9 protein-coding genes are annotated in these 8,587 nt (G+C 69.2%); 6 read left to right on the forward strand and 3 right to left on the reverse strand.

The genetic code is table 11. The features are described from left to right. The first annotated feature begins 10 nt into the window (after window positions 1-10). The gene (locus tag ASC87_RS16115; RefSeq protein WP_162255170.1) at window positions 11-931 is read left to right on the forward strand and encodes a LysR family transcriptional regulator; all 921 of its coding nucleotides are present in this window, start codon (window positions 11-13) and stop codon (window positions 929-931) included. Here the strand turns inward: ASC87_RS16115 and eutC are convergent. The 3 genes from eutC to eat are packed head-to-tail and all read right to left on the reverse strand — an operon-like array spanning window position 920 to window position 4,459. Beyond that, the gene (eutC, locus tag ASC87_RS16120) at window positions 920-1,669 is read right to left on the reverse strand and encodes an ethanolamine ammonia-lyase subunit EutC (RefSeq protein ID WP_056663966.1); all 750 of its coding nucleotides are present in this window, start codon (window positions 1,667-1,669) and stop codon (window positions 920-922) included. The genes ASC87_RS16115 and eutC overlap by 12 nt on opposite strands. Continuing rightward, on the reverse strand, window positions 1,666-3,072 hold the full coding sequence (locus ASC87_RS16125; protein WP_056663967.1) for an ethanolamine ammonia-lyase subunit EutB: 1,407 nt from the start codon (window positions 3,070-3,072) through the stop codon (window positions 1,666-1,668). The genes eutC and ASC87_RS16125 overlap by 4 nt, the downstream gene beginning before the upstream one ends. A 16-nt stretch (window positions 3,073-3,088) precedes the next feature. Beyond that, window positions 3,089-4,459, reverse strand: a complete 1,371-nt coding sequence (gene eat, locus ASC87_RS16130) for an ethanolamine permease (protein ID WP_056663968.1) — start codon at window positions 4,457-4,459, stop codon at window positions 3,089-3,091. A 266-nt stretch (window positions 4,460-4,725) separates the two neighbouring features. On the opposite strand from eat, the gene ASC87_RS16135 reads away from it, so the two are divergent. The 5 genes from ASC87_RS16135 to ASC87_RS16155 are packed head-to-tail and all read left to right on the forward strand — an operon-like array spanning window position 4,726 to window position 8,418. Beyond that, a complete protein-coding gene (locus tag ASC87_RS16135; RefSeq protein ID WP_235582186.1) occupies window positions 4,726-5,508 on the forward strand; it encodes a GntR family transcriptional regulator in 783 nt (260 codons plus the stop codon). Beyond that, the gene (locus tag ASC87_RS16140) at window positions 5,505-6,308 is read left to right on the forward strand and encodes a transporter substrate-binding domain-containing protein (RefSeq protein WP_056663973.1); all 804 of its coding nucleotides are present in this window, start codon (window positions 5,505-5,507) and stop codon (window positions 6,306-6,308) included. Before ASC87_RS16135 ends, ASC87_RS16140 begins: the two co-directional genes overlap by 4 nt. Before the next feature lie 20 nt (window positions 6,309-6,328). Then, a complete protein-coding gene (locus ASC87_RS16145) occupies window positions 6,329-6,988 on the forward strand; it encodes an amino acid ABC transporter permease (RefSeq protein ID WP_056663976.1) in 660 nt (219 codons plus the stop codon). 10 nt (window positions 6,989-6,998) lie between these two features. Then, window positions 6,999-7,649, forward strand: coding sequence for an amino acid ABC transporter permease (locus ASC87_RS16150; protein ID WP_056663979.1), 651 nt, complete (start codon window positions 6,999-7,001; stop codon window positions 7,647-7,649). Next, window positions 7,636-8,418: an amino acid ABC transporter ATP-binding protein gene (locus tag ASC87_RS16155; protein WP_056663982.1), complete on the forward strand. Its 783-nt coding sequence runs from the start codon at window positions 7,636-7,638 to the stop codon at window positions 8,416-8,418. Before ASC87_RS16150 ends, ASC87_RS16155 begins: the two co-directional genes overlap by 14 nt. Window positions 8,419-8,587: the final 169 nt, after the last annotated feature.

Here is an 8,587-nt window from a genome sequence, read left to right on the forward strand (position 1 = left end):
TCGCATGGCCATGGACCGACTTCGCACCCTCACGCTCTTCAAGGCCGTCGCCGAGATGGGCAGCTTCATCAACGCTGCCGACGCACTGGACGTCTCGGCGTCGGTCGTGTCGCGTGCGGTGGCCGAGTTCGAGTCGCAGCTCGAGGTGCGGCTCTTCGAACGCTCCACCCGGCATGTGGCGCTGACAGCCGAGGGCCGGGTGGTGCTCGAGCAGGTCATCCACGTGCTCGACGCCTACGACGAACTGATGAACGCAGGCAGGAGCGGCGGCGCCGACGTCGCCGGCCACGTGCGCCTGACCGCCCCGGCGTCGTTCGTGTGGGCGGTCAGCCCGGCGGTGTCGGCGTTCATCGCGCAGCATCCGAAGGTGATGATCGACCTGCAGCTGCGCGACACCCCGGGCGACCTGGTGCAGGAGGGCATCGACCTCGCGATGCGCATCGCGTGGGACCTGCCCGACACCCTCATCGCCCGGCGCATTGGCCAGGCCCGGCTCGGTGTGTTCGCGTCACCCGCGTACCTGGCGCGCAAGGGCACGCCGATGCACCCGGCCGACATCGTGTCGCACGACTGCCTGCGCTACACCGGCTTGGGCCGCCCCGTGCCTTGGGCGTTCGAGCATCGCCACACGAACGAACAGGTGGTGCCCACCGCCACGGGCATGCTGATGACCAACAGCGGCGAGGCGTTGATGTCCGCCGCGGTGCACGGTTCCGGCCTCGTGCTGCTGCCGTACTTCCTGGTCGCGCCCTTGCTGCGCACCGGGGCGCTCCAGCCGGTGCTCGCGGATTGGCGCGCGCCCGACCTCGGTGTGTACCTGACTTACGCCTCGCGCCGCAACCAGCCACAACGCGTGCGCGTGCTGATCGACTGGCTGGCCCGGTACTTCGAGGCCGCGCCGTTCGATCCCGAGGAACCGTCAACCGCCTGACAGCGCCAGGTGGCTCAGGTCCTTGAGGTTCACCCCGGTGAGCCGCAGCCGCAGCGCCTCGTTGCACAACCACACCAACCGGCGTGCGGCGTCCGGGTAGGGCAGGCCCTCGGGGCGCACGTTGGAGATGCAGTTGCGTTCGGCGTCGTGGCGGCCGGTGCGCGGGTCCCATGTCAGGTAGATGCCCAGGCTGTCGGGTGAGCTGAGGCCGGGGCGTTCACCGATCAGCACGGCCACGAGCCGTGCGCGCAACCGCTCGCCCACCGGGTCGCCGAGGGCCACGCGGGCCTGCTCGGCCACCACGACCGGGCCGATGCGCCACGCCGCCGGGGCCAGCGCACGCACGGCCTGGAGCAGTGGCACCACGTGCCGGCTGGTGGCCAGCGACGACAGGCCGTCGGCGGCCACGAACACGAGGTCGGGTGGGGCGCCGTCGGTGGCCAGCGCGGCGGCGGAGGCTTCGTCCAGGCGGCGGCCCAGGTCGGGGCGCAGCAGGTACGTGGCGCGGTCGGGGGCAGCGCTGTGCACCCGCACCGAGGGCCAGCCCGCCGCGTCCAGCTGGCCGCACAACGCCGCGGCGTCGAGCGGCAGGTGCACCGCGTCGCGCGCGAGCGCGTGGGCCGCGCCGAATTTCAGCACCTCGCGGGTGGGCAGGCTCGCGCCGGTGCGGCCGAGCGCCACGCGCGCGGCGGTGAGGCTGCGCAGCCCGTGCCAGGGGTCCGGGGTGACGTCGTTCATGCCGGCAGCCTCGCGGCCCCCAGGTGTTCGATCAGCCGGTGGGTGCCCGACACCGGGCGGATGCGGCCGGCGGGGTCGGTGATCTCCATCTTGAGCAGCCACGCCTCGAACTCGGGGGCACGCCGCAGGCCGAGCACCTCGCGCAGGTACAACGCGTCGTGGAACGATGTGCTCTGGTAGTTCAGCATGATGTCGTCGGCCCCTGGCACCCCCATCAGGAACGTGAGCCCGGCGGTGGCGAGCAGCGTCATCAGCGTGTCCATGTCGTCCGAATCGGCCTCGGCGTGGTTCGTGTAGCAGACGTCGCAGCCGAGCGGCAGGCCCATCAGCTTGCCGCAGAAGTGGTCCTCCAGGCCGGCACGGATGATCTGCTTGCCGTCGTACAGGTACTCGGGGCCGATGAACCCCACCACCGTGTTGCTGAGCAGCGGCGCGAACGCCCGCGCCACCGCGTAGGCCCGCGCCTCGCACGTCTGCTGGTCCACGCCGTGGTGGGCGTTCGCGGACAGCGCCGAACCCTGGCCCGTCTCGAAGTACATCACGTTGGCGGTGGCCGGGTCGCCCACGGTGGCGCGCCGCAGCGACAACGCGGCCTCGTGCGCCTCCTTCAGCACGGCCAGGTCGATGCCGAACGACGTGTTCGCCTGCTGCGTGCCGGCCACCGACTGGAACACCAGGTCCACCGGGGCACCGCGTTCGATGGCCTGGATGGTGTTGGTCACGTGGGTCAGCACGCACGATTGCGTGGGAATGCCGAAGCGGCCGATCACGTCGTCCATCAGGTGCCACAGGTCGATCAGCGCGGGCAGGCTGTCGGTGGCCGGGTTGATGCCGATCACCGCGTCGCCCGCCCCGTACAGCAGCCCGTCGAGCGTGGACACGGCGATGCCGCGCGGGTCGTCGGTGGGGTGGTTGGGCTGCAGGCGCACCGACAACCGGCCCGGCAGGCCGATGGTGTTGCGGAACCGCGTGACGACGTGGCACTTGCGTGCCACGAGGATCAGGTCCTGGTTGCGCATCAGCTTGCTGACCGCCGCCGCCATCTCGGGGGTGATGCCGGCGTGCAGGCGGGCCAGCACCTCGGGCGTGGCGGCGTCCGACAGCAGCCAGTCGCGCAGGCCGCCCACGGTGAGGTGGGCCACGGGCGCGAACGCCGCGCGGTCGTGGGTGTCGATGATCAGCCGCGTGACTTCGTCGGCCTCGTACGGCACCAGCGCCTCGTCGAGGAACCGCTGCAGCGGCACGTCGGCCAGGCACAGCCGGGCCGCCAGGCGCTCGGCCGCGGTGCCCGCCGCGATGCCGGCCAGGGCATCGCCCGAGCGCATGGGCGTGGCCTTGGCCATCACCTCCTTCAGGCCGCTGAAGGAGAACGACTGGGCGCCGACACGTTCGCGGTAGCTCATGGGCAGGGGGGGTGGGTCATCCGCTCACCGGCAGGGCGGCGGCCGCGGCCTCGCGGCGGACCCGCCCGCCACGCATGAACACAACATACGCCAATCCCATCAGCCCGGCAAACACGGCGGCCAGCAGCAGGTTGTAGACCACCATGGCCACGAGGCACCCGCACGCGAGCACGAGCGCGATGGCGGGGAACACCGGGTACCCGATGGCCGGGAACGGGCGCTCCAGGTTCGGCTCCTTGCGGCGCAGCGCGAACAGGCTGAGCATCGACACGATGTACATCACGATGGCACCGAACACCGACATCGTGACGATGTTGGCCGTGAGCGTCTGGCCGCCGAACGAGAACACCTCGTCGCTGAAGATGGCCGCGATGCCGATCACCCCACCGGCCAGCACGGCGCGGTGGGGTGTGCCGAACCGCGGGTGGATGGCGGCGAGCCACGACGGCAGGTAGGCCGCGCGCGACAGCGCGAAGATCTGCCGCGAGTAGCCGAGGATGATGCCGTGGAACGACGCCACGAGCCCGAAGAGCCCGATCCACACCAGCATGTGCAGCCACGTGCTGTCGTTGCCCACCACCGCCTTCATGGCCTGCGGCAGCGGGTCGTTGATGTTGGCGAGCTGCCGCCAGTCGCCCACGCCGCCCGCGAACACCATCACCCCGATGGCCAGCAGCACCAGCGTGATGATCCCGGCGATGTACGCGATGGGGATGGTGCGGCGCGGGTCCTTGGCTTCCTCGGCCGCCATGGCCACCCCCTCGATCGCGAGGAAAAACCAGATGGCGAACGGGATGGCGGCGAACATGCCGGCCACCGCGGTGCTGCTGAACGTGTCCTGCCCGGCCCAGCCGTGGGCCACGAAGTTCGCGGCCGAGAACCCGGGGGCCACCACGCCCATGAACACGAGCAGCTCGGCGATGGCGAGCACCGTCACGATCAGCTCGAACGTGGCCGCCGTGCGCACACCCACGATGTTGAGTGTCATGAAGATCACATAGGCGCCGATGGCAAAGGCCTTCGGGTGCACGCCGGGGAACTGCACCTGCAGGTAGGCGCCGATCGCCATCGCGATGGCCGGTGGCGCGAACAGGAACTCGACCAGCGTGGCGAACCCGGCGATGAACCCGCCCGTGGGCCCGAAGGCCCGGCTCGCGTACGCGAACGGCCCTCCCGCGTTCGGGATCGCGGTGGTCAACTCGGTGAAGCTGAAGATGAAGGTGGTGTACATCGCGGCCACCACGATGGCGGTGACCATGAAGCCGAGCGTGCCGGCCGAGTTCCAGCCGTAGCTCCAGCCGAAGTACTCGCCCGAGATGACGAGGCCCACCGCGAGGCCCCACAGGTGCCACGCATTCAGCGTGGGTTTCAGGTGACCGGCTTGCATGGGAAGCTCCTATCGCAAAGAGGATGGGGAGAGAACTGCAGTGGCGCGGGGGGAAGTGGCAATTTCCGTGCCTTGGCCCGCGCCCCGCTTCGGGTCACCGGAAGCGGTCTTCGCCGGTTCGGGCCCGGCCCTTGCATACAAGCGTTTGCCCCCTTGCGGACCCGATGCCTTATGGGTTCAATGCCACAAATTGGGGCATTTCGCGGTCCTGAATGCCTCGTTCTGGCGCACAGGCCTTGTATACAACCAATCCATGCACAAACCGGGTGCCCGACCTCAACAAGCCCCAACACATCGCGGATCGCATCGTTGATTCGATCCTCGCCCGCAAGCTGGCGCCCGGCGCACGGCTGGGTGAGCAGCCGCTGGCCGACCTGTTTGGCGTGAGCCGCACCATCGTCCGTGAGGCGCTCGCCCGGCTGGCGGCCCGTGGCATGGTCGAGGTGAATTCGCGCCGCGGCTGGTTCGTGGTGCAGCCGTCGCCGGAGGATGCCCGCGACGCGTTCGCCGCCCGCCAGGTCATCGAAGTGGGCCTGCTGCAGGCCAGCGGCGACCGGCTCGATGCAGCCGCGCTGCGCCGCCTGCAGAAGCACGTGGCGCAGGAGCGCGCCGCCGTGCGCGCGGCCGATGCCGGTGAACGCAGCTTCCTGCTCGGTGACTTCCACGTGTGCCTGGCCGAGTGCGCCGGCAACACCACGCTCGCCGACATCCTGCGCGACCTCACGGCGCGCACCACGCTGATCGCCACGCTGTACCAGTCGCCCCACGAGGCAGCGGCGTCGTGCGAGGAACACGCCGAGATCGTTGCCGCGCTCGAGCGGGGCGATGCCCCGCTGGCCGTCGAATTGATGCGGCGCCACATCGCCGGCGTGGCCGCCCACCTGAGCCCGGACACCCCGGCCGACCCGCTCGCGTCGTTGCGCACCGCGTTGGCGCCGGTGGGTCCGTCGGCACAAGCCTTGCATACAACGGTTGCCAAGAAAACCGCGCCGCGCAAGCGGCGGTTGTTCACTCCCCTGATCCCCACCACGTCCCCGCTGGAGAAATGACGATGAGCCAACGCACCTTCCTGAAGTTCCTGGGCCTGCTGGCCACCGTTCCGCTGATGTTCGGCGCCTCTGCCACGATGGCGCAGACCGCGCTCGACGACGTGCTGGCCAAGAAGGTGCTCACGGTGGCCATCCCCACCGACTACCCGCCGTACGGTTTCGTGGGCACCGACCTGAAGCCGCAAGGGCTCGACATCGACATGGCCCTGCTGATCGGCGCGAAGCTGGGCGTGAAGGTGGAGCTGGTGCCCGTCACCAGCGCCAACCGCATCCCGTACCTGCAGACCAAGAAGGCCGACCTGGTGATCTCCACGCTCGGCAAGAACCCGGACCGCGAGAAGGTGATCGACTTCACGTCGTCGTACTCCCCGTTCTTCCAGGCCGTGTTCGGCCCGAAGACGCTGGCGGTCAAGACCGCGGCCGACCTGGCCGGCAAGAGCGTGGGCGTGACCCGCGGTGCGATGGAAGACCAGGAACTGGGCAAGATCGCGCCGGCCGGCGTGGACGTCAAGCGCTTCGAGGACAACAACGTGACCGTCTCGGCCTACGTGTCGGGCCAGACCCAGCTGATCGCCACTGGCGCGTCGGTGGCCGGCGCGATGATGGCCAAGAACCCGCAGCTCGGCACCGAGTTCAAGCTGCTGCTGAAGGACTCGCCGAACTTCATCGGCGTGGCCAAGGGTGAGGACAAACTTCGCGCGAAGGTCAACGAGATCATCGCCGAGGCCAAGAAGGCCGGCGACCTCGACAAGATGGCCACCAAGTGGCTCGGCCGCCCGGCCGGCGACCTGCCCCTGTGACCTGAGCGGGCGGACGCGACATGATCGCCTTCGACTTCCCCGCGGTGTTGACCGAGTGGCCCATGCTGCTGAAGGGCGCCGCGCTCACGCTGGGCCTCACGGCGGTGTCCGCCACCATCGGCCTCGCCGTCGGCGTGGCCTGCGCGTGGGCGCGCACTTACGGCGGCCCCGCGTTGCGCTTCATGGTGGGGGCGTACGTGGAGGCCATCCGCAACACCCCGTTCATCGTGCAGCTCTTCTTCCTGTTCTTCGGCTTGCCGAGCCTCGGCGTGAAGCTGACGCCGGAGCTGGCCTCCGTGCTCGCGATGGTGATCAACCTGGGCGCGTACGCCGCGGAGATCGTGCGGGCCGGCATCAGCGGCACGCCCCGCGGGCAGATCGAGGCCGCGCAGAGCCTGGCGCTGAGCGCGGCGCAGGTGTTCACCCGCGTGGTGCTTCCGCCTGCGCTGAAGCGGGTGTGGCCGGCGCTCGTCAGCCAGATCGTCATCGTGATGCTCGGGTCGGCGGTGTGCAGCCAGGTGTCCACGCAGGAACTGTCGTACGCGGCGAACCTGATCCAGTCGCGCAACTTCCGCGCGTTTGAATCGTTCATCGTGGCCACCGCGATCTACCTGGTGCTGTCGGTGGGGGTGCGCCACCTGCTGAACTGGGCCGGGCCGCGTTTCATCTTCGGCCGATAGGAGCGCCGCCATGGTCGATTTTTCGATGTGGGACATCGTGCGCAACCTGCTCCAGGCCGTGCGCTGGACTGTGTTGCTGTCGCTGATCGCGTTCGTGGGGGGCGGCCTGATCGGGTTGTCGCTGCTCGTGGTCCGCATCGCCCGCTGGCGTGGGGCCGAGATGTTCGTGGGTGCCTACGTGCAGCTCTTCCAGGGCACGCCGCTGCTGATGCAGCTGTTCCTCGCCTACTTCGGCCTCGCGCTCGTCGGGCTCAACGTGTCCGCGTGGACGGCCGCCGCGCTCGCGCTCACGCTCTACAGCAGTGCGTACCTTACCGAGATCTGGCGCGGCTGCGTCAACGCAGTGCCCAAGGGCCAGTGGGAGGCGTCCAGCGCGCTGGCCCTGACCCTGGGCGAGCAGCTGCGCCACGTGATCGGCCCGCAGGCACTCAAGGTGGCCGTGCCCCCCACCGTGGGCTTCGGCGTGCAGATCATCAAGGGCACGGCGCTCGCGTCCGTCATCGGGTTCGTGGAACTGACGAAGGCGGGCACGATGATCGCCAACGCCACGTTCCGCCCATTCACCGTCTACGCCTGCGTGGCGCTGATGTACTTCGTGCTGTGTTTCCCGGTGTCGTACTGGGCCCGCACCCTCGAGAGGAAACTCCATGGCCATCGTTGAAGAACGCGCGGCAGCGGCCGCCGCCACCCGGACCCCGGGCATCGTCGAGATCAAGGGGCTGCGCAAGCGCTTCGGCACGAACGAGGTGCTCAAGGGCATCGACCTGTCCGTCAAGCGCGGCGAGGTCATTGCCATCATCGGCAAGAGCGGTTCGGGCAAGAGCACGCTGCTGCGCTGCGTGAACGGCCTCGAAGTCTTCGACGAAGGCTCGCTCAGCGTGGACGGGCAACCGCTGCTGCATGGCAACGTGCCGGCCATGCGGGCGCTGCGCCAGGACGTGGGCATGATCTTCCAGGGCTTCAACCTGTTCCCGCACCTGAGCGTGGGGCGCAACGTGATGCTGGCGCCGTCGCTCGTGAAAAAGCGCCCCGCGGCCACCGGGGTCGAGCAGGCCAAGCGCCTGCTCGACCGCGTGGGCCTGGCCGAGAAGTTCGACGCCCAGCCCGATCAGTTGTCGGGCGGCCAGCAGCAGCGCGTGGCCATCGCCCGCGCGCTGGCGATGGAACCCGCCGTGTTGTTGTGCGACGAGATCACGTCGGCACTCGACCCCGAACTCGTGGGCGAGGTGCTGCGGGTGGTGGAGTCGCTGGCTGACGAAGGCATGACCCTGATGATGGTCACGCACGAGATGAACTTCGCCCGCAAGGTGAGCGACCGCGTCGTGTTCATGCACGCCGGCCGCATCCACGAAATCGGGCCGCCGGCCGAGCTGTTCGGGGCACCGCAGACGCCGGAGCTCAAGCAGTTCCTGTCCTCTGTCCACGGCTGATTGCCCCGTCATCCGTCTTTTGTCATCCCGGCGCAGGCCCACTGCTGTCCGGGGAAAATCTCGGTCATCCCGGCGAACGCCCACTACTGTCCGGAATAAATTGGACCGAGGTCACGTAAGTTGTTGCGAGCACTCGCTGTTTGGGATAAATCCCAGAGCGCCAACTCAA

The organism is Rhizobacter sp. Root1221 (assembly GCF_001425785.1).
Lineage (GTDB): Bacteria > Pseudomonadota > Gammaproteobacteria > Burkholderiales > Burkholderiaceae_C > Rhizobacter.

Excerpts from the sequence above, each read along its gene's own strand:
- ASC87_RS16145 (WP_056663976.1), top strand. The coding sequence starts at position 6,329 with ATGATCGCCTTCGACTTCCCCGCGGTGTTGACCGAGTGGCCCATGCTG.
- eutC (WP_056663966.1), bottom strand. The coding sequence starts at position 1,669 with ATGAACGACGTCACCCCGGACCCCTGGCACGGGCTGCGCAGCCTCACC.
- eat (WP_056663968.1), bottom strand. The coding sequence starts at position 4,459 with ATGCAAGCCGGTCACCTGAAACCCACGCTGAATGCGTGGCACCTGTGG.
- ASC87_RS16150 (WP_056663979.1), top strand. The coding sequence starts at position 6,999 with ATGGTCGATTTTTCGATGTGGGACATCGTGCGCAACCTGCTCCAGGCC.
- ASC87_RS16125 (WP_056663967.1), bottom strand. The coding sequence starts at position 3,072 with ATGAGCTACCGCGAACGTGTCGGCGCCCAGTCGTTCTCCTTCAGCGGC.
- ASC87_RS16140 (WP_056663973.1), top strand. The coding sequence starts at position 5,505 with ATGACGATGAGCCAACGCACCTTCCTGAAGTTCCTGGGCCTGCTGGCC.
- ASC87_RS16115 (WP_162255170.1), top strand. The coding sequence starts at position 11 with ATGGACCGACTTCGCACCCTCACGCTCTTCAAGGCCGTCGCCGAGATG.
- ASC87_RS16155 (WP_056663982.1), top strand. The coding sequence starts at position 7,636 with ATGGCCATCGTTGAAGAACGCGCGGCAGCGGCCGCCGCCACCCGGACC.